The sequence below is a fragment of the Pontibacter pamirensis genome, from assembly GCF_010015475.1.
In the GTDB taxonomy this organism is placed as follows: domain Bacteria; phylum Bacteroidota; class Bacteroidia; order Cytophagales; family Hymenobacteraceae; genus Pontibacter; species Pontibacter pamirensis.
The window spans coordinates 114,079-138,588 of sequence record NZ_SSNI01000011.1; the positions used below are offsets into that span (position 1 = coordinate 114,079).

A 24,510-nucleotide genomic window follows, 5' to 3' on the forward strand; every position below is an offset into this window, starting at 1 on the left:
GATGAATTTTATAAAAAACAAAGCTTTTATAGGAACAGCCTTAATGATGGCGCTGTCCCTGACATCCTGCGAGGATATTCTAGAAGAGCAGCCACGCAGTATTTACGAGCCAGGCTTTTTCCAAACCGAGACAGGTGTTTATGGAGGAGTAACATCCATGTATGCTCACCTGCGCTATATATACGGGCAAGCCTACTATTATAACGCCACCGAAACCGGTACCGATGAAGCAACATACGCACAGAGTGCGGACCAGAACTTCAAGGTAATGGACCTTTCGGGCCAGGGAGAGATTACTGCCACTGACAGTCGTGCCGATGTATTATGGGGAGCCGCGTTCTCTAATATTAACACCGCCAGCGGTGTTATTGAAAATGCGGCCGAACTAGGAACCATTCCGGACGCGGTGGTTGCCGAAGCAAGGTTCTTCCGCGCATTCGATTACTTTCAGCTGGTGCAAACGTTCGGCGGTGTGCCGCTGGATTTAGGCGCGGGGGAGTTGAAGTTCAACAATAACCCTGTGAGATTCTCTGTGCGCAACACAGTGCCGGAGGTATATACCAAAGCCATCTTCCCGGATCTGCGGCAAGCGGTAGAAGAGTTGCCGGCAAACCCACGCCTTACCGGCGGCGCAACGCAAACACTGGCACGCCTTTACCTGGCAAAAGCCTACCTGACCTATGGATGGTGGCTTCTAAACCCGGATAACATTCCTACCTATCCGGAGGCTCCCAGAACTGACCCTGACGGGCATGATGCGCAGTGGTATTTTCAGCAGGCATATGATGTGTCCATAAACGCCATTCAAAACCCTGGGCCTTTCGGTCTGCAACCAACCTACTATGATGTGCACGTGGGCACAAACGACCGTAACCCTGAAATACTGTTGTATGCCGACCACACCGAGACAAGCGAATTTTATAACGGAGCAAGCCTTACTTTTAGCGGTGGCGGTGCACCCGATAACTTCGCCGTTTGGATGATGACCTGGAACTATACCAATATCAGAAGCGCCCTTGATCCAGATTGGACTAATCCTGTAAGTTCTGTTCAGCGTGAAGCCTCACAACACTTGGGGCGCCCCTGGACACGTATGGCTCCCCCCATTGGTGTAATTACAAACACCTTTGCCGACAAAACAAATGACTCCCGCTACGACGGTACCTTTACAACTGTTTATCGTGGCAACTGGCCAAAAGGAGGTGTCAATGCACCAGTGGTGTACAACGCAAACAGTCTACCGGTTGCCCCAGGTGAGCCAATCCTGACTTTCCTGGACGAACAACCAGCAACGCCCATCAATTACCCTAGTGGAGCAGGTAAAAGTAACATTGGTGCAGGTGAACTGCCCGGAAGATCTGATTTTGTGATAGGCCCTCGTGACATCAGCAGGATAGTATATCCGGGTCTTTGGAAAATGGGTACCTACCGTACTGATAATGGCGACGGACTAGGACAACCAAACGCCGCCAGTACCCGTCCTTTTAACATTGCCAAGTTCTCTGAATTCTACTTTATAGCAGCCGAAGCAGCAGTGATGGGCGCAAGCACGATCTCTGGTTATAGCGCCAGAGAGTTGGTCAATGTGATTCGTGCACGTGCCGGCATGTGGCGCTACGACAACAACGGAGACGCTGTTAAAGTGGAAGACAATAGCGCAGAGATGGTTGCTGCCACTCCGGAAGTGATAGATATTGACTATATACTGGCAGAACGTTCGCGTGAATATTATGCAGAAGGTTACCGCTGGTTTGATTTGACCCGCACCCAAAAGTGGGAAGAACTCGCCGGCACTTACCAAATTGCCGGAAGCAACTACGGTGACCATTCGCCTGAAACGATAACGCGCAACATTCAACCGTATCACTATCTGCGTCCTATTCCGCAAGTCCAGCTTGACAGGATGGATATGACCGCCGCAGAAAAAGCGATTTATCAGAACCCGGGATACAACTAATCTGATGAATCATAATAAAAGGTTGGCTGCTCTTAATGGGCAGCCAACCTTTTATTATCCCTGGAGCATGTTTAAAATGCATCATTTGAGGGAGCCATGAACTGAGGCGCAACAAACTCTTTGACTACATGAAGAAGACCCGGAGTTTGGCACGATTAACCCGTTTTACCACGTCATCAAGCTTGTCTGATAGTTTATTGATGAAAGTCACCAACGGGTGGAGTTTACCTCCAGCATCCCTGCACTGGTAGTAAACCTGTAGGCTTTGCATACCATGTCAAGGATTCTTAACTTAACAAATAAAACTTGGCTGCTTCAACAGAGCAGCCGGCTTTAAAACCAGACAAATTAGCCTTAGATAAGGCCGGGGGAGGCACAAAGAATTGACCGCTGTTCTCCTTGATTACTAAAACAACATTGCCATTGCCGCTTCCATAAAACCCTTTTTGCACATTAAAACACCCTTATACAAACATGTAAGTCTTTAACAATTACCTCTAAAATCATTTTTATGAAGAAAGTTATACTATTAGTTTTATTGATGGCCTTTCTGGGGGGCTTTACTTCCCAGGCGCAAAACCTTATCCCCAACGGGGGATTTGAGAATGATCTGGCTAATTGGTGGACCCAAGCCGCCAGTGGCACCGACGCCAGTTTTACGGTTGTGACAGATGAGAAGGCCGAAGGCAGTAAAGCCTTGAAAGTAAATGTCATCACTCCCGGGGCAAATGCCTGGGATGTGCAGGCAGTAAACGATGCATGGGCTTCTGTTACAGGCAAAGAGTATACCTTAACTTTTTGGGCAAAAGCAGCAACAAGCGGAAGTTCTTTTAAGATGATCCAACAGGTTGGGGATGCGTATGAGGAAAAAACATTTACTTTAACCAATACCTGGCAAAAGTATGAGTGGAGATTCATGGCCCAGGCGGCGGACCTACAATTAAAGTTCCACTTCCCGAATGCAGGCACTTTTTATTTAGATGGCATTACGATACCCCAACAGGAACAGGTAGAAAACCTGATCAGCAACGGGAGCTTTGAGAGCGGCAGTGGAAACAGCTTCACCAACTGGTGGACAGGTGCAGGAGACGGGTCAGCTACCTTCACCGCTGCAACAGGCAGTGTGCAGGATGGTGCCAGAGCCCTTAAAGTAGACGTTGCTACACTTGGATCGAACCCATGGGAGATACAGGCGGTAAATGATGCCTGGCCATCCGTAACAGGCGAGGATTACACCTTAACCTTCTGGGCAAAGGCCGCCACCGCCGGCAGCAGCTTTAAGACAGTACTGCAGCTTGGCAGCGCCTATGCCGAAGAAACCTTTATACTAACAGATACCTGGCAACAATATAGCTGGACATTTACAGCCGGGGCAAATGACCTGCAGCTGAAGTTCCAGTTCCTTAGCACAGGTACTTTTTATATAGACAATGTCTACATTCCTTCTGCAGTACAGGTCGAAGAGCTTCTGACAAACGGCGGCTTTGAGAATGGAACAGGTAATAACTTCACTAGTTGGTGGACACAGGTAAGCGGCGGCGGCATTGGCGCTTTCACAGCCGAGACCTCAGATGTACAGAACGGCAGCAGGGCAATGAAAGTGAGCATTACCCAAGCAGGAGGTGCCGCTTACAACATACAGGCCGTGAACGATGCCTGGCCTTCTGTGGTAGGAACAGAATATACTTTAACCTTTTGGGCAAAAGCAGCAACTACTGGCAAGAAGATGAAAGTGGTGCAACAAGCAAGCACCTATGCTGACCAGGATTTCACTCTGTCTGATACTTGGGAGATGTATTCCTGGACGTTCACAGCGCAGGAGGCAGACCTGCAACTGAGACTGAACTTCCCGGAGGCAGGTACTTTCTATATCGACAACATGTCTATTCTAGGTAGTGTGGACAATACACCTGCTCCGCAACCTTACACGCCAACAGGCCCTCCTATCGCCACAGGCCAGCCTAAGTTCCTGGGTAGTGTGTACAGCGCTTCGCAGTTACCTAATTTTACAGCTTACTTTAACCAGGTAGTAGCCGAAAACGCCGGAAAATGGGGTTCAGTAGAAGCAGTCCGCGATGTAATGAACTGGACGGAACTGGACGCCGCCTATAAACTGGCCAAAGACAATGATTTCCCCTTCCGTATGCACGTGCTGATCTGGGGTAACCAGCAGCCTACCTGGATCAAGGACTTATCACAGGCAGAGCAGTTGGAAGAGATAGAAGAATGGTTTGCAGCAGTGGCCGAGCGCTATCCAGACATAGACTTCCTGGAGGTAGTGAACGAACCAACAAACGACCCTCCTATACAAGATCCAAATGACCCACGAAGCGGAGGATATATAGAGGCTCTTGGCGGCAGTGGCACTACTGGTTGGGACTGGGTAATCAACTCCTTTAAACTGGCACGCAAGTACTTCCCTAACACTCCCTTGATGCTGAATGATTACAGCGTTGAAAATTCACTTCAGAATGCCCAGCGTTACCTGAACATCATCAACCTGCTTCAGGAAGAAAACCTGATCGACGCCATTGGCATACAGGGCCACGCGTTTTCAACTCGGTCAGTTAGTGTAGAACTGTTAACGCAAATTCTGGATAACTATGCTGCAACCGGTTTGCCGATTTATATTACAGAATTGGATATCGACGGAAGAACAGACGCTGCGCAGTTGGCAGAGTATCAGCGCATCTTCCCAGTGTTCTGGGAGCACCCGGCCGTGAAGGGCATTACTTTGTGGGGATACCTCCCGGGCCATTGGAGAACAGCGCAAGGTGCTTACCTGGCCTATACCAACGGAGCGGAACGCGAGGCGTTCGTTTGGCTTCAGGAGTATATTCAGAGCAACACCAATCTTCATGTACCGGTCGTAACAGCTGACCAGCGCTTTAGCTTAGACGAAATAACGACTTGCAATGTGTTAGGCACAGTAGCGGCAACAGATGCAGATGCGAATACTACCTTGCAAGGCTGGATGATCACGGGCGGAACAGGAGCGTCTATCTTCACGATAGATGCGGCCACAGGCCAGATCGCCATTGCCAGACCTGACTTACTGGATTTCACACAAACCTCATATACCCTGACAGTGAAAGTGAATGACGGCTTTAGCACTAGTGCTGGAGAGACCGTGACCATCACCATTCCAGAGAAGATTTATGTCGCCCATAAAGGCAAGACTATTCATATAGCCAAGGAGGCTGTACCGGCTCATCTGGGCCATGGCGACTGCATTGGGAAGGAAGAAGCAGCTGTTACATTGGCGGTTGAAAGCAGTGCAAGCAGCCTGAAAGGCATAGAGGCAGAAGCGCTATACGTATATCCTAATCCATCTGTTGGGGGCACGTTCACGCTAGCGGTATCTGATTTTAATATCACTAAAAAGACTGTTTACCAGATTGTAGATGCGGGAGGCAGAAAACTGGCGGAGCAGCAAATGAACAGCAGTACCATCAGCAATAAACTGACGTTGAAGCCAGGTATTTACTTTATCAGGCTCATCAGCAACAACGAAGTGAGGGTTAGAAAAATGATTGTACAGTAAAATAATACAGGTATAGTTTGAGCAATTCATTTGGAAGTTCTTTTCCACGTGAATTGCTCAAACTATTTTAAACCTATTGTCTATTATCAATGGCTTCAGTTAAGTTGTGAGCCTATTCAAACCAAATTAAAACTATCAAGCAAAGCATGTCATTAATTCAAAGTTGGAGATGGTACGGGCCGAACGACCCCGTTACCCTACAGGATATAAAACAGGCGGGTGCCACAGGTGTTGTTTCTGCCTTACACCATTTACCGCATGGCGCTGTCTGGCCACTGGAAGAAATTCAGGAACGCAAGCGCATTATAGAGGAAGCAGGCCTGCAGTGGGTAGTTGTAGAAAGCGTGCCGGTGCACGAGGCCATTAAAACCCGAAGCGCCGATTGCGAAATGTATCTGGAGAATTACCGCCAATCGCTTCGCAACCTGGCGGCGGCTGGCATCAGCACTGTGTGCTACAACTTTATGCCGGTGCTCGACTGGACCCGCACCAACCTGGCCTACGAACTGCGGAATGGCGCCAAAGCCTTGTATTTTGACTGGGCAGATCTGGCGGTGTTTGACCTGTTCATTTTAAAGAGATCGGGTGCTGAGCAGGATTACGCAGAAGAGGTTGTGCAACAGGCAAAAGAGAGGTTCTCTTCCTTTTCACAGCAGCAGTTAGATGAATTAAGCGAAATCATCCGAATGGGTGTTCCGATGGAAGGATTTATTACGCTGGAACACTTAACTGATAGCATCGAAATCTATAAGAACATAGGCCATGCTGGTTTACGTGAGAATCTGGCTTACTTCCTGGAATCTATCATGGATGTTTGTGAAGAGACCGGTATCAAAATGACGATTCACCCGGATGACCCGCCTTACCCCATCTTAGGATTACCCCGCATTGCCTCTAACAAAGAGGACCTCTTATACATTATGGAAAGGGTGGACCGTGCTCCTAACGGCATTTGTTTCTGCACCGGCTCGTTGGGTGCAGGTTCTCATAACAACCCAGTGGAGATTCTGAAGGCAGTAGGACATCGCGTTTACTTTGCCCACCTGCGCAATGTAAAAAAAGACCATCTTGGAAACTTCTATGAATCTGACCACCTGACTGGGGATGTGGACATGTATGGTGTGATGAAGGAGCTTGTCGCTCTAAACGAAGAGCGGGAGCAGCCTATTCCGTTCCGCCCGGACCACGGGCACCAGATGCTCGACGACCTGCACAAGGTTACGAACCCCGGCTACTCCGCCATCGGGCGCTTGCGTGGACTGGCAGAGCTGCGCGGACTGGAAATGGGTATTGCGAAATCAATGAAGGGTAAATAAGGAAATTGCTACAGCAGCCCACCGGCTGAGTTAGATGAATGGGCAGCATGGACAGGACTTCTGCTGCTGCTCATTTTACCCTTCACCATGTATCATTTTAAAGGATAACCACTGCCATGAACGCACCTTTGATGACAGAACAAACCACCAAGAGAGAGAAAATCGGGTCGTACCGCTGGACGATATGTGCCCTGCTCTTCTTTGCCACCACCATCAACTACCTCGACAGGCAAATTATCGGTTTGCTGAAGCCTGCCCTAGAGCAGCAGTTTAACTGGACAGAAAGCGACTATGGCAGCATTGTAATGGCTTTTACCGCCTCGTATGCGCTTGGTATGCTCATCTTCGGTCGGATCATCGACAAGATAGGCACCAAAATGGGCTATAGCATTTCTATTGTAGTGTGGAGCGTGGCGGCCATGTTTCATGCCGCGGCAAGATCCACCTTCGGATTCGGAGTGGCCCGCGCTGCGTTAGGTATCGGAGAGGCAGGTAACTTTCCGGCGGCCATCAAAACGGTGGCAGAGTGGTTCCCCAAAAAGGAGCGTGCGCTGGCAACCGGCCTGTTCAACTCCGGGGCAAACGTAGGGGCTGTGGTGGCCCCGATTTTTGTTCCCTGGATGTTGGGTGCCTATGGCTGGGAAGAAGCTTTTATCGCCACCGGGGCCATTGGTTTTGTCTGGCTGATTTTCTGGTTGATATTCTATGAAATCCCTTCCCGGCAAAAGCGCCTCGGCCAGCCAGAGTATGCGTACATCCACAGCGACAACGAAGACGCCGGAGCTGAAGCGGACAAGACGCCTGTAAAGTGGGGAAAGTTGCTGTTTATCAGGCAGACGTGGGTGTTCATCGCCGGGAAGTTCTTTACTGACCCTATCTGGTATTTCTTCCTGTTCTGGCTTCCCTCCTACTTCAGCACTACCTTCGACCTTGACCTGAGCAAACCAAGCCTGCCCCTCGTGATCGTTTATTCGGCCACTACCATAGGTAGTATAGGCGGCGGTTACCTCTCGTCCTATTTCATCCGGAAGGGTTGGGCAGTGTACAGGGCGCGTAAAACAGCCATGTTTATCATCGCTCTGCTGGTAGTGCCGATTATGGCCGCCCGCTATACCTCCGATATCTGGATTGCAGTAGGTTTGATTAGTTTAGCAGCCGCGGCACATCAGGCCTGGAGTGCAAACATCTTCACAACAGTATCTGACATGTTCCCTAAAAAGGCCGTGAGCTCGGTGGTAGGTATCGGAGGCATGGCAGGCTCCGTGGGAGGTGCCCTGTTCCCGCTCTTCATCGGTTTTATACTGGACTACTACAAAGGCATTGGCAACATTATTGCCGGTTATAATATCATCTTCACAGTATGCGGCAGCGCCTATATAATAGCATGGATCATCATGCACTTCCTGTCGCCTAAAATGAAGCAGGCAGCAATTTAGTAACAGGAGCCGCTGTGAAAAGCGGTTCATAAATTTATACTATCATGAAAGTAAATTCCCTTTATTGTTTCCCGCAAAGGGCATACGTTTCACCGGCGAGTTGGCTGAGGAAGCCTCTTTGCCTGGTGCTGCTGTTCTTATTTGTTTTGGCTGGCCCACAGGCAGTTTTCGCTACCGATGATCTTCCCTCCTACATCGCCACAGAAAAAGGCTTGGACCGCTTTGCGCTTTCTGCCGGTGGTAAGTCTGCGCCTATCTATGTAAGTGCCGAAGATTACCCGGGCGTGGCTCGGGTGGCAAAGCACCTGCAGGCTGATATTAAAATGGTAACAAATGCAGAGCCTCAGCTGACAATAGGCAAGAAAGCACCCAAAGCAAAGGAAATCGTACTGGTGGGAACGCTAGGCAAAAGCCCTCTTATCGATAAGCTCGTGCGCGACAAGAAGCTTGACGTTGCGGGAATTGCCGGACGCTGGGAAGCCTCGCTGATTCAGGTGGTGGAAAAGCCGATGCGCGGTGTAGACCGGGCCTTGGTGATTGTGGGTAGTGACAAGCGCGGCACGATTTACGGCATGTATGACCTGTCAGACGAAATGGGCGTTTCGCCCTGGTACTGGTGGGCTGATGTGCCGGTAAAGCAAAAGCAGAATGTATACATATTGCCGGGGCGCCACACACAGGGGGAGCCTGCCGTTAAATACCGTGGCTTCTTTATTAACGACGAAGCGCCGGCCCTTTCCGGCTGGTCTAAAGAGAAGTTCGGCGGCTTTAACCACAAGTTCTACGACAAAGTATTTGAACTGCTGCTGCGCATGAAGGGCAATTACCTCTGGCCAGCCATGTGGGGAAACGCTATCTATGATGACGATTCGTTGAGCGCACCCTTGGCAGATGAGTATGGCGTGGTGCTCGGCACCTCGCACCACGAGCCTTTAACGCGGGCCCACGACGAGTGGAGACGCTATGGCAAAGGCTCCTGGAACTATAACACGAACAAAGAAAACCTGCAGGAATTCTGGCGAAAAGGCATGGAGCGCAGGGGCACCAATGAAAGCATTGTAACTGTTGGTATGCGCGGAGACGGGGACGAACCGATGTCTGAAAGCAGCAACATTGCCCTGCTGGAGCAGATTGTAGCTGACCAGCGCCAGATCATTGCCGACGTAACCGGAAAGCCAACTTCTGAAACGCCACAAATCTGGGCCTTGTACAAAGAAGTGCAGGATTACTATGACAGAGGTATGCGGGTACCGGATGACGTAACCCTGCTCCTGGCCGATGACAACTGGGGCAACATTCGCAAGCTACCGAAGCCAGGCGAAAAGCAACATTCCGGTGGCTACGGCATTTACTATCACTTCGACTACGTAGGTGGACCGAGAAACTACAAGTGGCTGAACACAAACCCGATTCCAAGAGTGTGGGAACAGATGCACATGGCGCACAAGTACGGTGCCGACCGCATTTGGATTGTAAACGTGGGCGACATCAAACCGATGGAATTCCCGCTGGAGTTCTTCCTCGACTATGCCTGGAACCCGGATAAATGGCCGGCAGAGCGTTTGCAGGAATACACTATCCTTTGGGCAGAGGAACAGTTCGGTAGCCAGTACGCCCAACCCATTGCGGAAATCCTGGCTACCTACTCCAAGTACAATGGCCGCCGTAAGCCAGAGTTACTGGCCCCGGACACCTATAGCCTGACAAACTACAGAGAGGCAGAAAGAGTGGTCGAAGAGTATAATCAATTGGTAGTGAAAGCGGAGAAAATTTATGATGCCTTACCAGCCGAATATAAGGATGCTTACTACCAGTTAGTGCTGTTCCCGGTAAAAGCCTCTGCCAACCTCAACGAGCTGCACATTACGGTTGGCAAAAACTACCTCTATGCAAAGCAAAACCGTGCCACTGCCAACGACATGGCCGCCAAGGTGCGTGAGCTATTCGAGAAAGACCAGGCGCTGATGAAATACTATAATGAGGAACTGGCAAACGGCAAGTGGAACCATATGATGGACCAGACGCACATCAGCTATACCTATTGGCAGCAACCGGAAAAAGATGTAATGCCCACTGTGAAGCTAGTCAACGTGGCATCAGGAGCAAAAATGGGTGTGGCCGTCGAAGGTTCTGATGTCTGGTGGCCAAGGGAAAAGCAGCAGGCAGAATTGCCTACTTTTACACCTTTTGGCCAGCAAGCGCACTACATCGAAATATTCAACCAAGGCAAGGAGCCTTTCACCTATAAAGTAGAGTCCGGGGCTCCTTGGCTGAATGTTTCCTCCACCCAAGGTACTGTGGAAAAGGAGCAGCGCCTGCTGGTAAGCGTAGACTGGCAGAAAGCACCAACCGGCGTACAGCGCGTCCCAATCACGATTACCGGGCCAGACAACACAACGGTAAAAATTCAGGCTGTCGTTAATAACCCTGCTGACTTAAAGCCAGGCGTGGTGAAAGGCTTTGTGGAAAGCAACGGCTATGTAGCAATGGAAGCGGAGCACTATACCCGCGCCGTAGACAACGGCATCATCGAGTGGCAGCTTATCCCGGACCTGGGCAAGACCATGTCAGCGATGTCACCTTTCCCGGTAACAGCCGAAACGCAGAAGCCAGGGGGCGACAGCCCGCACCTGGAATATAAGATGTACCTGCAGAATGCGGGTGAGGTAAAGGTGCATACCTACCTTTCCCCTACCCTTAACTTCAACGCCTCCGACGGCCTGAAATTCGCCATGTCCATTGATGACGCGGAGCCGCAAATCATCAACATGCACAAGGAGAATTCGGAAGGTGCCTGGAACAAGTGGGTAGCGGATAACATTAATGTGCAGGTATCCACTCATCAGGTAGCTACTCCAGGAGAGCATGTGCTGAAGTTCTGGATGGTAGACCCGGGGGTGGTGCTGCAAAAAATAGTGGTAGACACAGGCGGTTTAAAACCATCTTACCTGGGGCCACCGGAAAGCTATTACCAACCTGAAAAAGCAAATCAATAAACAAAAGGCTCCGTTAGTAGAGATGCAACGGAGCCTTTTTCTAATTAGCATATTAAAACGTTACATACTATGAACCGAAGAAATAACATACTGCAAAAGGCTTTTCTATTCCTGTGCAGCCTTTTTTACCTGGCCAGCTCGCCTTCTTTTGCGCAGAATGAGGATACATTTCAAAACCCTATCCTGCCAGGCTTTTATCCTGACCCCAGCATCACCCGTGTAGGAGACGACTACTATATGATTCACTCCTCCTTCTCCTTCTTCCCGGGTGTGCCTATATTCCATAGCAAAGACCTGGTGAACTGGACACAGATAGGCAATATTCTGGATCGGCCTGAGCAGTTGGACCTGGATGCTCTGGGTGCATCCAGGGGAATATTTGCCCCTGCTATCTCTCACCATGAAGGCACCTTCTACATGGTGACCACCCTTATAGACAACGGCGGAAACTTTGTTGTGACGGCCACAGACCCTGCTGGTCCATGGTCCGACCCAACGTGGCTTCGTGAGGTCAGCGGCATCGACCCTTCTATCTTCTTTGATGAGGACGGAAAAGCATACATCTTGTACAACAGCGAAGCTCCTGATAACAAGCCGCTCTACGATGGCCATCGCACCATCCGTATCATCGAGTTCGACTATAAGAACATGAAAACAGCAGGCTCTCCGAAGATACTGGTGAACGGAGGTGTGGATATTTCCCAAAAGCCAGTTTGGATTGAGGGACCGCACATTTATAAAAAAGACGGCTACTACTATCTGATGGCGGCAGAAGGCGGCACCAGCGTCAACCATTCGGAAGTGATTTTGAGGAGCAGGGATGTGATGGGAGAATACGTACCCTACGAGAATAACCCCATCCTCACACAGCGCCATCTACCTAACGACAGAAAGAATCCGATATCTGCCACAGGCCATGCCGATCTGGTGGAAACGCAAAACGGCGAGTGGTGGGCTATCTTTTTAGCCACCCGACCATATGACACCAAAGACAGCTACAACATAGGCCGCGAAACTTTTCTGGCACCCGTCACCTGGAAAGATGGCTGGCCAATAATTAATGCTGATTTCGATGAGGTACAGTATTCCTATAAGCGCCCGAATCTGCCAGCAGCAGACAAGCCTGTGTTTCCGTTGAGCGGGAATTTTGTGCAACAGGAAGATTTTAAGGAGGGCAAATTACCCTTCTACTGGTTGCTCCTGAGAACGCCCCGCTCCCAATGGTATAGCCTGAGCGAGCCTGCCGGAAGTTTGACCCTTAACCTGCAACCAGCCACCTTATCCGGCAAAGAGAGCCTTTCCTTTGTTGCCAGAAGGCAGCAGCATGTTACGGGCAGTGCCAGTACAAAAATGAGCTTTAAGCCGACATCCGCCAATGAGTTTGCGGGTATAGCAGCTTTCCAGAGCGAGAACAATTACTACGCACTAGGTAAAACCATGTCTAACGGAAAGGAAGTAGTACAACTGCTAAAATCAGAGAAAGCAGCAGATGGCACTACGAGCGGAACCACCACCGTGCTGGCAGAGAAGGCACTAGTCAGAAGTGAAAGAGGCAAACCACTTTACCTGAAAACGGAGTTTGACAAAGGTAATATCAGCTTCTACTATAGCACGAAAGAAGGCGACTGGAAACTGCTGCAGGACAACGTAGACGGCACTTTCTTAAGTACGCGCGTTTCCGGAGGCTTTGTGGGCACTACGCTGGGCATGTATGCCACCTCACAGGGCAAACCTTCGAACAACAAGGCCACCTTCGACTGGTTTAGGTATGAAGGCAATGATGCAGTATATGATTCCGCATCAGCTAACAAAGCCAATTAAATTTTCCAATACAGAAAGCTTCTAAAAATCACCTCAAAGAAAGAGGACCGGCATACAGCCGGGCCTCTTCTGTTTGTTCATAAAGCCTATAGCCACACAGGAAATTCTGTCGGTCTATAAAGAGCCGTGCAGGTATGAGTCGGACAAAAGCGAAGACCGCAGAACAGAAAGTGACATATTGACAGAAACAAAATGCTATTTCCCCATTGGCACAAGGGTTGTTATAAGAAAGACAACAAGAAAAATTAGAAATCAGAAATTTATATAATAAAACTATAGAATGGGAAAGATAATTGGTATTGACTTAGGTACAACCAACTCATGCGTTGCCGTAATGGAAGGTAATGAGCCGGTTGTTATTCCTAACAGCGAAGGCCGCAGAACAACTCCGTCTATCGTTGCTTTCTTAGACAACGGAAACGGCGAGCGTAAAGTAGGTGACCCTGCCAAACGCCAGGCGATCACGAACCCGCAAAACACAATTGCTTCTATCAAGCGCTTCATGGGCCACAGCTACAATGAGGTAAGCGAAGAATCAAAACAAGTATCCTACAAAGTGATACAGGGCGGTAACAATACCGTGCGTGTTGAAATCGGTGACAGACAGTATACACCACAGGAAATTTCTGCCATGGTGCTTCAGAAAATGAAAGCTACTGCAGAAGATTACCTGGGCACGACTGTAACTGAAGCGGTTATTACGGTACCAGCTTACTTCAATGACGCACAGCGCCAGGCTACAAAAGAGGCCGGCCAGATTGCAGGTCTTGAGGTGAAGCGTATCATCAACGAGCCAACAGCAGCAGCGCTTGCTTACGGACTTGACAAGAAAAGTATCGATCAGAAAATCGCTGTGTTTGACTTAGGTGGTGGTACATTTGATATCTCCATCCTTGAGTTGGGTGACGGTGTGTTTGAAGTACTTTCTACAAACGGTGACACACACTTGGGTGGTGACGACTTTGACCAGGTAATCATCAACTGGCTGGCTGATGAGTTCAAGAATGACGAAGGCCTTGACCTGCGCAAAGACCCAATGGCACTGCAGCGCCTGAAAGAAGCTGCTGAGAAAGCGAAAATTGAGCTTTCGTCTTCTAACGAAACAGAAATCAACCTGCCTTACATTATGCCGGTAGACGGTGTGCCGAAACACTTGGTACGCAAATTAACCCGCGCCAAGTTCGAGCAGCTGTCTGACAACCTGATTCGTCGCTCCATGGAGCCATGTAAAAAGGCACTTCAAGACGCTGGTCTGTCAACTTCTGATATTGATGAAGTGATTCTGGTGGGTGGTTCTACCCGTATTCCAAGAGTGCAGGAAGAAGTAGAAAAGTTCTTCGGCAAGAAGCCTTCCAAGGGCGTGAACCCGGATGAGGTAGTTGCCATCGGTGCTGCCATACAGGGTGGTGTATTAACTGGTGAAGTAAAAGACGTGCTCCTGCTGGACGTAACACCGCTTTCACTGGGTATCGAAACAATGGGTGGAGTGATGACTAAATTGATTGAGTCTAACACGACAATTCCAACAAAGAAGTCTGAAACTTTTTCGACTGCTTCCGATAACCAGCCATCTGTGGAAATTCACGTACTGCAGGGTGAGCGGCCAATGGCCCGCGACAACCGCACCATAGGCCGCTTCCATTTAGCAGATATACCGCCAGCACCACGTGGTGTTCCTCAAATTGAGGTGATTTTCGATATCGATGCCAACGGTATCCTGCACGTAACTGCAAAGGATAAGGCGACTGGCAAAGAGCAGAAAATCCGTATTGAAGCTTCTTCTGGTCTCAGCGACCAGGAAATCGAGAAAATGCGCCAGGAAGCAGAGGCCAATGCCGAAGCAGATAAGAAGGCGAAGGAAGAGATTGAGAAGCTGAACTCAGCTGACTCTATGATTTTCCAGACTGAGAAGCAGTTGAAAGAGTATGGCGAAAAGTTGTCTGCTGGCAACAAATCGAACATCGAGAACGCGCTGAGCGAGCTGAAAACAGCACATGGTGCCAAAGACGTAGCCGGTATCGACAAAGCTTTAGAAAACCTGAACAATGCGTGGAGTGCAGCCTCTCAGGAGATGTACGCTGCCACGCAGGGTCAAGGCCAGCCAGGTGGTGCCCCAGGCGCTGATGGCGGTCAGGGCAATGGCCAGGCGGGTGGTCCGCAAGGTGCTGCTGCCAACGATGGTGGTGTAACCGATGTAGACTACGAGGAAGTAGACGGCAACAAGTAATATATAATACTTTAACATACATGGAGAACCCCTGCCAAAACCGGCAGGGGTTCTTTTTTTGTTGTCATGCTAACATGCTTCACACAAATCTTTCTCTTATCCTGAAGTTTATCTCACGTAACAAGTCTAATCAGGTACGCACGTAATGAGTTTTCTCATTTGCTATAATGCTCCTTTCGCTTTCATTATAAAACCATAGCAGTCCTCCATCTCGTATAAGGTTCCTGTAACATCAGTTAGAATAAAAGTCCCAAAAATTTGGATAATAAAACATTATGAACGCTGGGTATCGTATCGGCCATACAGCCGGGTATGCGCCTTATAGTTCAATTGCACGGGCTCGTTTCAAAACACAAATACACCTAGAACGCATATAAGCTTTAAAATCTTCCTAAATTGAAGACGCAACATGTGCTCTAACATTAACAGGTTTTCGAGGTATAATGAAAGCTTGATTAATGAATGACAACCTCTACTTCAAAATGCCCTTAAACCTAAAATATGCCAACAAATAAAAGTACCTGGGACTGGGAGATAGGCACAGAGACAAGCTACCTTGGTGCCAGTCCACAGGAGTTCTGGTCCTACCGCCATCTATTGGCAAGCCTGGTAAAGCGCGACTTTCTTCTAAAATACCAGCAGACTGTTCTGGGCCCTTTCTGGATCCTGTTCCCTCCTCTTATGACCCTAGTCACCTATCTTCTGGTGTTCGACAAGATCGTAGGAGTCTCTACCGGGGAGTTACCGCCTGTCCTTTTTTACTTCTCCGGAATAGTGCTCTGGAACTTCTTCAGTAGTGGCTTTGCCGGCACGGCTACAACCTTCCGGGACAATTCGCAGATCTTCAGCAAAGTCTACTTTCCGCGGCTAGTGATGCCTTTATCTGTTATGAGCAGGAACTTCTTTGACTTTTTGATTCAGTTAGCGCTCCTGCTGCTCATGATGGCCTTCTACTGGTTGTTTCTGGATTGGTCGGTGTCTTTCGATCTGGGGCTCCTTTGGTTTCCTATATCTGTCCTTACAGTGGGAGGGATCGCTCTGGGTATGGGACTCGTCTTTTCGGTGCTCACGGCAAAGTACCGGGACATGGCGTACCTCATCAGCTTGGGTGTCCGCCTGCTCATGTTTATCACACCCGTTATTTATCCCCTTGAGGCTGTTCCGGAAGATGTGCGCTGGCTCGCTGTGCTAAACCCCCTTACCCCTTTGTTTGAGGTGTTCCGCCTGTCCCTCTTAGGCGAAGGCACGGTTTCCCCTTACCTCTTAGGATACAGCGTGCTGTTTATGGTAGTGCTGATGGTAGTATCCCTGCTGCTGTTCAACAAACAGGGCGATAAACTAATAGACATTCTATAAAAGAAGCATGGCAGAAACAGTTATCCAAGTAGAGGACTTATCAAAGCTATACCGGCTGGGAGTTATTGGCACAGGCTCCTTCCGGCAGGACCTACAGCACTGGTGGAGCACGTCCGTTTTAAAGAAGGAAAACCCCTTCTTCCATTTAAGCGGTGCGGAGGCCGGCTCTTTGCCTAAAGACCATATATGGGCTCTCAAAGACATTAACTTTGAGGTGAAGCGGGGCGAAGTCTTGGGCATCATTGGCAGCAATGGCTCCGGTAAATCCACCCTCTTAAAGATTGTCTCCCGCATCGTGCGCCCTACCACAGGAGTTGTCAGAGGAAAGGGGAAAGTAAGCAGCCTGCTGGAAGTAGGGACAGGGTTCCATCAAGAACTCACAGGCCGCGAAAACATCTTTGTCAGCGGCTATGTGCTGGGCATGGGTAAAGAGGAAATCCGGGGAAAATTCGACGAAATAGTGGACTTCTCAGGTATCGAGAACTTTATAGACACCCCCGTCAAAAGATATTCTTCCGGAATGTATGTGCGCCTGGCCTTCGCCGTTGCCGCCCACCTCGAGCCGGACATCCTGATTGTTGATGAAGTACTGGCCGTGGGTGATGCCGATTTTCAAAAGAAATGCTTGGGCAAGATGCGGGAGGTGTCCCACTCTGAAGGAAGAACAATCCTTTTCGTTAGCCACAGCATGCAGGCCATCAGCAAACTGTGCGACAAAGCCCTGTGGCTCCACAAAGGCAAGATGCAGGAGTTAGGGGAGGTTTCGGCTGTTGTTGACAAGTATGTTTCCGGCACACAGCAGCTGAAGCTAAAGCAGGAGTGGGCTACACCCGAGGAGGCGCCAGGCAATGACCTGGTCCGTTTCAAGTCAGTGGAGTTGGTACCGGAACTACTGTCACCAGAGGCCCCGCTGGACATCCGGACGCCCCTTAAAGTGAGGTTTCAGTTCTGGAACATGACAGATGATGTCATACTGAACACTGGCCTGCACCTATTCACTTATGGCGACGAGTGCATCTTTGATGTTCCCTCCCCTGTCATGCGCTGCGACAAAGGCTTAGTAGAAGGGGAGTGCTCCATCCCGGGCAACTTCCTGAACGACGGCTCTTATTACTTCTCCATCATCATAGTAAGAGACACCTCGGTGGAAGTGTTTTACTTTGAAGAGTGTCTCTCTTTTGAGGTGGAAGATTACCGCGCGGATTTCCAGTGGTTCGGCAAGTGGTGGGGTGCCGTACGTCCTAATTTCCCTTTCCGGCTCAGACAAAAGGATAGCGTTTATCAGCAAAAGTATAATAGCCACTCATGAAGCGTCACCAGCCATTCTAAAGTTGAGTTCTACTTAACCCTGCTGCGTCTCACATAAACATAGGTTCAATTACCAAACCTTTATACTGTTCGTTAGTATTTTTAAATTTTAAGGTTTTGTTATCTGATTTTACATGAACCGTACTCCTTCTGTACCGCCCGTTATACAACCACTTCCGCCATCAGGAGAGCGGCCTTTGTGGTCAGTGATGATCCCGACTTATAACTGCGCGCAGTTCTTAACCCAGACGCTGGAAAGTGTACTTGCCCAAAACATACCTCAGCAAGAGATGCAGATAGAAGTGGTAGATGATGCCAGCACCGATGCCGATGTGGAGGCCTTGGTAAAGCGAGTAGGCAATGGGAGAATCGGCTACTACAGGCACCCCCTGAACGTGGGCAGCCTGCGAAACTTTGAAACCTGCATAAACCGTGCACAGGGCAAATTGGTGCACCTGCTGCACGGGGATGACCGGGTAAGAGCAGGTTATTACAAAGTTCTGGGACAGCTCTTCGAGGACTATCCAGAGGCTGGGGCGGCTTTTTGCAGGTATCAGCCTGTAAATGAACAAAACGAACCGGTTCCGGGTCTTCGATCTCCGGAAATTGCCAAACCAGGGCTTTTAAAGAACTGGCTTCTGCGTATAAGTGAACGCCAGCGGTTACAGTATGTGGCTATCACGGTAAAGCGGGAAGTATACGAGAAGCTAGGTGCTTTTTATGGTATAAACTATGGGGAGGATTGGGAAATGTGGGTGCGCATTGCAAAGCACTACCCTATAGCCTATACACCAGAGATTCTGGCTGAGTACAGGAAGCACATGAGTTCCATATCCGGCCAAAAGCAACTGAGCGGGCAGTACCTCCGGGACGCCGCCTATGTTATTGACCTTTTTCAGCATCATTTGCCTGTTGAGAATAGAAAGGCCCAGCGACACAAAGCCCGAAGGCACTTTGCTCATTATGGTATTATTACGGCTAACAGAATATGGAAATCATCAAAAGACAAAGCAGCTGTAAAAACAAACCTAAGACAGGCATTAGTACTGAACAATGATGCCGTGATATGCTACCGGGCTGCAAAAGTTTATATAAAGATGCTCATTAACTGGTAACAAAGCGAGCTACATCTTTCACTGATACAGCCGTCATGTATTTGCCCGGCAAACTACCCTTCCAGAGCTAATAGTATTCTTTAAGATAAGCAAAAACATCTTGTTCTTCTTTTGCGTGTAAAACCCTGGCTCCCGATAAGGCCGGAAACACAGTTTCGAATTCTTTGAAAATGTGCTCTCTCCCCTGCCTGGAAAAGATAATGTTTGTACCACCAAAATAACTTGCCAGAGCAGCCGTACCTCCATGCACTGATAAAAAGTGATTACAATTCGCGTACAACATCAACTGAAAGTGATTATAATTATTTGCGAGCGAGCAATGCTTCTTGTATAAGTCTCCGGCTAGCAAGACATCGGGTTGTCTTTCGCGGATGTACTTAATCTCATTTAAATTAAGTACATCGCTGTTATCCATCGTTATGTGGGCTGCGGAAGGTCTGTTGTAGATAATCTGATATTTCTCTTTATACGCTGAAATGATATCCATAAGCATTGGAATACTGAAGTAATTAACGGGCTTTCCTCCCCACTCCGTATTATACTTGTTGGCAATAATCAGTATTGGTTTATCAAATACTAGCACATTATTCTGATAGTGTTCCTTCAGAGGTACTCTGGCCCACTTAGATTGGCTGAAACTTCTACAGTGAAACATGTTTGGATATTCAAACTTCTTTCTCGGTAGCCTTGACAGTCTTTTTTCAAACCTCTCCTCATGATTCTTACTAAAGAAGTACAGTTCCTTCGTATACTTGCAGCCTACCGTTTTCTCAAGTGTCCCGTTAAGATAATGCCAGTAAGCAAACGGCAATACAAAAGTTAGTTCCTGCTGGAACTCCAGCCGATACTCAATTACCTTATATCTTTTCTTTATAATATAGTCTCTTATAAAGTACCTGTTCTGAAGTATTCTACTGTAGTAGTTATCTCTGATATGGACGCTTGAGGCTCCGTACTTGTTACCACTACTTACTATAATATATATATGTAAAAGCTTTAAAAAAATCCTCCGCATAGGATTAAACAAGAATTAATGTTGAAGGTATGATAGCCGTTGTAGTTAATCAGACTTATTCTATAGCATGCAATTCAACCTTTAACGGTTGTGCTCTATAGTGGTTATGTATGCAGTCATTATAGTAGCAAACAGCCATGCAGTTATACAAAATAAATTTTGGGCATAACTTTTACCTGTATATACATATTAAATCAATAATATATTATATTTGAATCTAAGAATTTTTTAAAAGTATAATCTGCTTGAAAGAATATAAATTACAACTATATATAATTTATACTATAACCTTACAATAAATGCAGATGCTCCTTTAAAGAGATGGCAGGTGAGGCACTAAATTTAAGCTAATAGGAAGCTTACCTTGTACTATGTGGATGAAAATGAAGGCAAGTATACAGGCAGCGTAGTGAGGGGAAACAAGAGAGGAAGCTCAAACACCTCCTCCTCTTGCTTTTTACTGATTTCTAATCCAAGTCCCGGTCTCCGCGCTTCAACTCCTCCACCGAGCGCATTACCTTATCTTTCAAGCTGTTTTTATACTTCTCCAGCCGGTCTGCCACGGCGGCATTGGTGGTTCCTAAAATCTGTGCAGCCAGTATACCGGCATTCTGAGCCCCGTCCAGGGCCACGGTAGCCACCGGTATTCCACCTGGCATCTGCAGGATAGACAGCACCGAATCCCAGCCATCAATGGAGTTGCTTGACTTTACAGGCACGCCGATAACAGGTAAAGTAGTCAGCGAAGCGACCATACCCGGCAAGTGGGCTGCTCCGCCTGCCCCGGCAATAATCACTTTCAGGCCGCGCTTGCGGGCATTTTCTGCATACTCAATCATACGATGCGGCGTGCGGTGTGCCGATACGATGGTCAGCTCATACCGCACCCCAAGGGTTTCTAAAATTTCGGCGGCGGCATCCATCACCTTCAGGTCAGATTGGCTGCCCATGATGATGCCTACTAAGGGTTGATTGTTTGTGGTTTCGTCAGCCATGTTTATACTTTCACTTTGATTATGTTTCTAATGGATTCGGCTCGCTGCTGCGCTTCTTCAATATTTTGCCCCAGCACTGTGATATGTCCCATTTTGCGGGCAGGGCGGGTATACTTTTTACCGTACAGGTGAATGTATACCCCTGGCACCGCCAGTGCTTCCTGCAACCCCTCATAAGCTGCCTCACCGTCATAGCCTGGTTCGCCGAGCAGGTTCAGCATCACAGCAGCGCTTTGTATTTCTGTAGCGCCCAATGGCAGGTTCAAGATGGCGCGCAGGTGCTGCTCATACTGCGAGGTATAGTTTGCCTTGATGGTATGGTGCCCGCTGTTGTGCGGACGCGGTGCTACCTCATTTACCAGGATTTGCCCATCTTTAGTCAGGAACATCTCCACGGCCAGTATACCCACCATACCAAAGGCCTCGATAACGCGTGTGGCGATTTCGATGGCAAGGCGCTGCAACTTATAAGGTACATTAGCTGGCGCAAACAGCGAGTCCACCAGGTTATGCTCCGGGTGAAAGCTCAGTTCCACCACCGGAAAGGCGGTCACCTCACCTTTTGCGTTGCGCGCTACAATCACGGATATCTCCTTCTCGAAATCAACCAGCTTTTCAAGCACCGACGGTTCTTCAAAAGCTTTTTTAAAATCAGCCTCACTTACCAGGCGCGTCACGCCGCGGCCATCATAGCCTTCTCGGCGCAACTTCTGGAAAGCAGGCAGAAAATCTACATTTCCCTGCAGCGCCGCCTTGTCCTTCAGCAAAACAAAGTCAGAAGTCGGGATGCTGTGCTTCTGGTAAAACTCCTTCTGCAACCCCTTGTCTTGTATGGTGCGCACTGTACGGGCATCGGGGTATACTTTTACTCCCTCTTGCTCCAGTTTTTCCAGCGCGTCCGCATTCACGTGCTCAATTTCTATGGTCAGGATATCGCAGTTCTTGCCGAATTTATACACCGTGTCAAAATCGCGGAAGCTTCCCACATAGAACTCGTTGCAGATGTCTTTGCAGGGTGCATTCTCATCGGGGTCTAATACTAAAGTATAAATATTAAAATCGAGCCCGGCTTGCATCAGCATGCGGCCCAGCTGTCCGCCGCCCAGTATGCCAAGCTTTACTTCTCCTTTCATGCAGTATTTTGTTTTTGTTAATCTTTTCTCAAAAATAAGGATTATGTCCGAATCTCTCCTCCTGTTGCTGTTTAATTATACATTTGCTAAGGCCGAAGCTTTGCTTTTTATTTTGCTATAGCTATATTGAAGGAAACAAATGCAGCTATATATGTCAGAGAAGTTGGTGCGCAGCATGATGGTACTATTCCATGTTCCTTTGTTTTTAATAATACTCCGGATGTTCTGGCATGCGGGCGGCTTGGCAGGCATGGATTTACAGCTGGTGCCATTCCAGTTGCTAAGCCTTCTGTTGGCGGGATACCTTGTGCTTGGCGACAGTTCCCGCGACGAATACTACCCTACGCTGCTGCTATTGCTGGTATATGATCTGGTATTGTACTGGTACATTTTAAATTAATTCTGAGTAGCTTGCGGCTTTTTACGCCTAAAATCACCTATGGAAATCATACTGGCTACTTTTTCTGCCTTGTTCTCTGTTGTAAACCCCTTCGGAGCCATGCCTGTGTTCCTGACCTTAACACAGGATGACACTCCCGCACAAAGAAACCAGCAGGCGCTGAAGGCTTGTCTGTACATGGTAGGCATATTGGCTGTCTTTTTCCTGACAGGGCAGTACATCCTGAATTTTTTCGGCATCCGTATTCACGATCTGCGTATTGCCGGTGGGCTCATGATCATGCGGGCAGGTTTCGATTTAATGACGCCAGGCGCAAACAAGAAAAAGATATCACCGGAGGTTGTGGAAGAAGGGCAGCAGAAAGACGACATCTCATTTACGCCGCTGGCGATGCCCATGCTTTCCGGACCTGGGGCCATCGCGATAAGCATCGGTCTTTTCACTACTTCGCTGTCTGTGCTGGACATGCTCTTTATTTTGGTGGGCATTATACTGCTGGCAGGCGTTTCCTACTTTATCCTTCGCTCTTCATCCCAACTTACGCGCGTAATGGGTAAGTCTGGCTTGGCGGCGCTCTCCCGCATCATGGGTTTTATTGTATTATCCATTGGCGTCAACTTTATCGTGTCTGCCCTTACAGCCCTGTTTTTTGCCGAGCGGTAACCTCTTTGGAATTGTTGATTGTAAATTATTATTTGTTGAATGGCTACATTGTTAAATTGCCAGGAACATGAAAAGCAGCTATTGTAACCATTTAGCAGTTTAACAATTTAACTATCAAACCTACAGCAATCAACAATTCACAATCAACAACTTTCTCGTATCTTTGCGGCATGCAACTGAAGAACGATCTGCTTATAAGAGCTGCCAGAGGCGAGACAGTAGAGCGCACACCTGTGTGGCTCATGCGCCAGGCAGGACGCATTTTACCTGAATACCGCGCCGTACGTAACAGTCTGAGTGGCTTTAAAGAGCTGGTGGAAACACCGGAACTAGCCGCTGAGGTTACCATACAACCTGTTGACATACTGGATGTAGACGCAGCCATTATTTTCTCTGATATCCTGGTAGTGCCGGAAGCCATGGGCTGCACCTATGAGATGGTGGAGAAACGGGGGCCTTTGTTCCCAAAAACCATCCGCACAGAAGCCGACATGAAAAAGCTGCGTGTGGCAGATCCGCACGAGCACCTGCATTATGTGTTCGAGGCTATCAGAGTCACGAAAAGAGCTTTGAATGGGCGTGTTCCCTTGATAGGCTTTGCCGGCGCCCCTTGGACCATTCTGGCTTATATGGTAGAAGGCAGCGGCTCCAAAACGTTCTCGCATGCACGTGGCCTGTTGTATACTAACCCGAAGCTAGCCCACCAGTTGCTCCGTATGATAACAGAAACCACCACTGCTTACCTGCAGGCCCAGGTAGAAGCTGGCGCGAACCTGATACAGGTATTTGATTCCTGGGCGGGTATTCTTTCGCCGGCGCAGTACCGTGAATTTGCCCTGCCGTACATCAGCGAAATTTGCAATTCAATCCGCAATGTGCCGGTAACGGTGTTTGCCAAAGGCGCCTTCTTTGCACTGGAGGATTTCAGCAAACTCAACTGCGACACCATCGGCCTGGACTGGAACATGGATATCAAAACGGCTCGCCAGCAGGTAGGCCCCAACAAAACCTTGCAAGGCAACATGGACCCATGCCTGCTTTACAGTTCCTTTGATACCATTCAGCACGAGACCATTAAAATGCTGAAGGAATTCGGCCCCCAGCGCCACATCGCTAACCTCGGCCACGGCGTATACCCCGACACAGACCCCGAGAAAGTAAAATGCTTTGTGCAGACGGTAAAGGAGTATGGCGAAGCCGTTAAAAGTTAAAAAGCTATTTTAAGTTA

17 protein-coding genes are annotated in these 24,510 nt (G+C 48.6%); 13 read left to right on the plus strand and 4 right to left on the minus strand.

Annotation, left to right across the window (positions count from 1 at the left end; all coding sequences use genetic code 11):
- The first annotated feature begins 1 nt into the window (after position 1).
- A complete protein-coding gene (locus tag E1919_RS11180; protein WP_162053487.1) occupies positions 2-1,957 on the plus strand; it encodes a RagB/SusD family nutrient uptake outer membrane protein in 1,956 nt (651 codons plus the stop codon).
- 124 nt (positions 1,958-2,081) lie between these two features.
- On the opposite strand, the gene E1919_RS11185 is transcribed toward E1919_RS11180, so the two are convergent.
- Complete coding sequence (locus E1919_RS11185; protein ID WP_162053488.1) at positions 2,082-2,228, minus strand: hypothetical protein; 147 nt, start codon at positions 2,226-2,228, stop codon at positions 2,082-2,084.
- Between the two features lie 240 nt (positions 2,229-2,468).
- On the opposite strand from E1919_RS11185, the gene E1919_RS11190 reads away from it, so the two are divergent.
- The 9 genes from E1919_RS11190 (at position 2,469) to E1919_RS11230 (ending at position 19,076) form a co-directional block, all read left to right on the plus strand.
- Positions 2,469-5,501 carry an endo-1,4-beta-xylanase gene (locus tag E1919_RS11190; RefSeq protein ID WP_162053489.1) on the plus strand — a complete coding sequence of 1,011 codons (3,033 nt, stop codon included), beginning with the start codon at positions 2,469-2,471 and terminating at the stop codon, positions 5,499-5,501.
- Positions 5,502-5,647: 146 nt separating this feature from the next.
- On the plus strand, positions 5,648-6,817 hold the full coding sequence (gene uxuA / locus E1919_RS11195) for a mannonate dehydratase (RefSeq protein WP_162053490.1): 1,170 nt from the start codon (positions 5,648-5,650) through the stop codon (positions 6,815-6,817).
- A gap of 116 nt (positions 6,818-6,933) precedes the next feature.
- On the plus strand, positions 6,934-8,253 hold the full coding sequence (locus tag E1919_RS11200) for an MFS transporter (RefSeq protein ID WP_237144266.1): 1,320 nt from the start codon (positions 6,934-6,936) through the stop codon (positions 8,251-8,253).
- A 44-nt stretch (positions 8,254-8,297) separates the two neighbouring features.
- The gene (locus E1919_RS11205) at positions 8,298-11,249 is read left to right on the plus strand and encodes a glycosyl hydrolase 115 family protein (RefSeq protein ID WP_162053491.1); all 2,952 of its coding nucleotides are present in this window, start codon (positions 8,298-8,300) and stop codon (positions 11,247-11,249) included.
- A 69-nt stretch (positions 11,250-11,318) separates the two neighbouring features.
- Positions 11,319-13,070, plus strand: coding sequence for a glycoside hydrolase family 43 protein (locus E1919_RS11210; protein ID WP_162053492.1), 1,752 nt, complete (start codon positions 11,319-11,321; stop codon positions 13,068-13,070).
- Positions 13,071-13,350: 280 nt separating this feature from the next.
- Positions 13,351-15,297, plus strand: coding sequence for a molecular chaperone DnaK (dnaK, locus tag E1919_RS11215; RefSeq protein ID WP_162053493.1), 1,947 nt, complete (start codon positions 13,351-13,353; stop codon positions 15,295-15,297).
- Between the two features lie 501 nt (positions 15,298-15,798).
- Positions 15,799-16,653: an ABC transporter permease gene (locus E1919_RS11220; protein WP_162053494.1), complete on the plus strand. Its 855-nt coding sequence runs from the start codon at positions 15,799-15,801 to the stop codon at positions 16,651-16,653.
- Positions 16,654-16,660: 7 nt separating this feature from the next.
- The gene (locus E1919_RS11225) at positions 16,661-17,962 is read left to right on the plus strand and encodes an ABC transporter ATP-binding protein (protein WP_162053495.1); all 1,302 of its coding nucleotides are present in this window, start codon (positions 16,661-16,663) and stop codon (positions 17,960-17,962) included.
- A 133-nt stretch (positions 17,963-18,095) separates the two neighbouring features.
- A complete protein-coding gene (locus E1919_RS11230) occupies positions 18,096-19,076 on the plus strand; it encodes a glycosyltransferase family 2 protein (protein WP_162053496.1) in 981 nt (326 codons plus the stop codon).
- Positions 19,077-19,143: 67 nt separating this feature from the next.
- Here E1919_RS11230 and E1919_RS11235 read toward each other — a convergent pair whose 3' ends face one another.
- From E1919_RS11235 to E1919_RS11245, 3 genes are all read right to left on the minus strand, one after another.
- Positions 19,144-20,091, minus strand: a complete 948-nt coding sequence (locus E1919_RS11235; RefSeq protein ID WP_162053497.1) for a hypothetical protein — start codon at positions 20,089-20,091, stop codon at positions 19,144-19,146.
- A gap of 467 nt (positions 20,092-20,558) precedes the next feature.
- A complete protein-coding gene (gene purE / locus E1919_RS11240; RefSeq protein ID WP_162053498.1) occupies positions 20,559-21,086 on the minus strand; it encodes a 5-(carboxyamino)imidazole ribonucleotide mutase in 528 nt (175 codons plus the stop codon).
- Positions 21,087-21,088: 2 nt separating this feature from the next.
- Positions 21,089-22,219 carry a 5-(carboxyamino)imidazole ribonucleotide synthase gene (locus E1919_RS11245; protein WP_162053499.1) on the minus strand — a complete coding sequence of 377 codons (1,131 nt, stop codon included), beginning with the start codon at positions 22,217-22,219 and terminating at the stop codon, positions 21,089-21,091.
- Between the two features lie 151 nt (positions 22,220-22,370).
- Here E1919_RS11245 and E1919_RS11250 point away from each other — a divergent pair, with 151 nt between their 5' ends.
- The 3 genes from E1919_RS11250 to hemE all read left to right on the plus strand — a co-directional run bounded on the left by E1919_RS11250 (position 22,371) and on the right by hemE (position 24,493).
- Positions 22,371-22,619 carry a hypothetical protein gene (locus E1919_RS11250; protein ID WP_162053500.1) on the plus strand — a complete coding sequence of 83 codons (249 nt, stop codon included), beginning with the start codon at positions 22,371-22,373 and terminating at the stop codon, positions 22,617-22,619.
- Between the two features lie 39 nt (positions 22,620-22,658).
- Positions 22,659-23,282 (plus strand): MarC family protein, encoded by a 624-nt coding sequence (locus E1919_RS11255; RefSeq protein ID WP_162053501.1) that lies wholly within the window; start codon positions 22,659-22,661, stop codon positions 23,280-23,282.
- Between the two features lie 170 nt (positions 23,283-23,452).
- Positions 23,453-24,493, plus strand: a complete 1,041-nt coding sequence (gene hemE, locus E1919_RS11260; protein ID WP_162053502.1) for a uroporphyrinogen decarboxylase — start codon at positions 23,453-23,455, stop codon at positions 24,491-24,493.
- Positions 24,494-24,510: the final 17 nt, after the last annotated feature.

Excerpts from the sequence above, each read along its gene's own strand:
- E1919_RS11190 (WP_162053489.1), top strand. The coding sequence starts at position 2,469 with ATGAAGAAAGTTATACTATTAGTTTTATTGATGGCCTTTCTGGGGGGC.
- E1919_RS11245 (WP_162053499.1), bottom strand. The coding sequence starts at position 22,219 with ATGAAAGGAGAAGTAAAGCTTGGCATACTGGGCGGCGGACAGCTGGGC.
- E1919_RS11210 (WP_162053492.1), top strand. The coding sequence starts at position 11,319 with ATGAACCGAAGAAATAACATACTGCAAAAGGCTTTTCTATTCCTGTGC.
- E1919_RS11185 (WP_162053488.1), bottom strand. The coding sequence starts at position 2,228 with ATGCAAAGCCTACAGGTTTACTACCAGTGCAGGGATGCTGGAGGTAAA.
- purE (WP_162053498.1), bottom strand. The coding sequence starts at position 21,086 with ATGGCTGACGAAACCACAAACAATCAACCCTTAGTAGGCATCATCATG.
- E1919_RS11225 (WP_162053495.1), top strand. The coding sequence starts at position 16,661 with ATGGCAGAAACAGTTATCCAAGTAGAGGACTTATCAAAGCTATACCGG.
- E1919_RS11200 (WP_237144266.1), top strand. The coding sequence starts at position 6,934 with ATGAACGCACCTTTGATGACAGAACAAACCACCAAGAGAGAGAAAATC.
- E1919_RS11180 (WP_162053487.1), top strand. The coding sequence starts at position 2 with ATGAATTTTATAAAAAACAAAGCTTTTATAGGAACAGCCTTAATGATG.
- hemE (WP_162053502.1), top strand. The coding sequence starts at position 23,453 with ATGCAACTGAAGAACGATCTGCTTATAAGAGCTGCCAGAGGCGAGACA.
- E1919_RS11220 (WP_162053494.1), top strand. The coding sequence starts at position 15,799 with ATGCCAACAAATAAAAGTACCTGGGACTGGGAGATAGGCACAGAGACA.
- E1919_RS11205 (WP_162053491.1), top strand. The coding sequence starts at position 8,298 with ATGAAAGTAAATTCCCTTTATTGTTTCCCGCAAAGGGCATACGTTTCA.
- uxuA (WP_162053490.1), top strand. The coding sequence starts at position 5,648 with ATGTCATTAATTCAAAGTTGGAGATGGTACGGGCCGAACGACCCCGTT.
- E1919_RS11255 (WP_162053501.1), top strand. The coding sequence starts at position 22,659 with ATGGAAATCATACTGGCTACTTTTTCTGCCTTGTTCTCTGTTGTAAAC.
- dnaK (WP_162053493.1), top strand. The coding sequence starts at position 13,351 with ATGGGAAAGATAATTGGTATTGACTTAGGTACAACCAACTCATGCGTT.
- E1919_RS11250 (WP_162053500.1), top strand. The coding sequence starts at position 22,371 with ATGTCAGAGAAGTTGGTGCGCAGCATGATGGTACTATTCCATGTTCCT.
- E1919_RS11230 (WP_162053496.1), top strand. The coding sequence starts at position 18,096 with ATGAACCGTACTCCTTCTGTACCGCCCGTTATACAACCACTTCCGCCA.
- E1919_RS11235 (WP_162053497.1), bottom strand. The coding sequence starts at position 20,091 with ATGCGGAGGATTTTTTTAAAGCTTTTACATATATATATTATAGTAAGT.